At 44.9% G+C, this 1,132-nt stretch carries 1 protein-coding gene; it reads left to right on the plus strand.

All coding sequences use genetic code 11. The features are described from left to right. Window positions 1-1,132 (plus strand): D-tagatose-bisphosphate aldolase, class II, non-catalytic subunit (locus ACRC27_RS11765; RefSeq protein WP_438639941.1); only part of this gene is annotated, 1,132 nt, incomplete at both ends.

Here is a 1,132-nt window from a genome sequence, read left to right on the forward strand (position 1 = left end):
TGAATGATAATTCAATTTTATTAATTGAAGCGACATCGAATCAGGTTGACCAGTTTGGTGGTTATACCGGCATGACTCCGGCTGATTTTCGTGACTTTGTGGTACAGAAAGCGCAGCAATATCAATTTCCATTAGCACGCTTAGTATTAGGTGGGGATCATCTTGGTCCTAATCGTTGGCAAACGCAGCCAGCAGAAGAGGCGATGCGCCATGCCGAAGATTTGATTGCAGCTTATGTAGCTGCCGGATTTAAAAAAATCCACCTCGATTGCAGTATGTCGTGTGCTGGTGATCCTACCCCATTAACTGACGCCATTGTCGCTCAGCGCGCCGCGTGTTTGGCACAAATTGCAGAGCAAACGGCCAAAGAGATTTTTGGGCAAAGCGATCTTGTCTATGTGATTGGTACTGAAGTGCCGGTGCCGGGTGGTGCTGCCGAGGTTGAAGATGAATTGAGTGTCACTTCGCCACAAGATGCGCGTACAACCATTGAGTATCACTTGCAGGCTTTTCAGCATGCCGGTATTGCGGATTGTTGGGAGCGAGTGATTGCCCTCGTAGTCCAACCAGGGGTTGAGTTTAACCATACTGGTGTTATCGATTATGAAAGAGATAAAGCTGCGCAATTAAGCCAAGTGGTAAATGAATACCCACACATGATTTTTGAGGCGCATTCTACCGATTACCAGACTGAATTAGCGTATAAAGAGTTAGTTCAAGATCACTTTGCAATATTAAAAGTTGGGCCCGCATTAACGTTTGCTATGCGAGAGGCATTATTTAACCTTTGTGCAATAGAAGAGGAGTTGGTTGTCAAATCCCAGACTTCTAATCTGCGTGAACGCCTCGAAAATTGCATGCGAGAAAACCCTAACCATTGGGAAAAATATTATCACGGCAATCGTCAGCAGCAGCGATTCTCACGGATATACAGTTTTAGTGACCGCATTCGGTATTATTGGCCGGATGATGCCGTTAATGAGGCGCAAAATAAATTATTTGATAATTTGTCTGGTGTCGATATCCCACTGCCTTTGCTCAGCCAATATTTGCCCGAGCAATTCAAACGCGTGCGTGAGGGAGCTATTACTGCTAATCCGCAAGAGTTGATTATTGATAAAATTCAGCAAGT

This window comes from Plesiomonas sp., assembly GCF_051650925.1.
In the GTDB taxonomy this organism is placed as follows: domain Bacteria; phylum Pseudomonadota; class Gammaproteobacteria; order Enterobacterales; family CAMTGL01; genus Plesiomonas.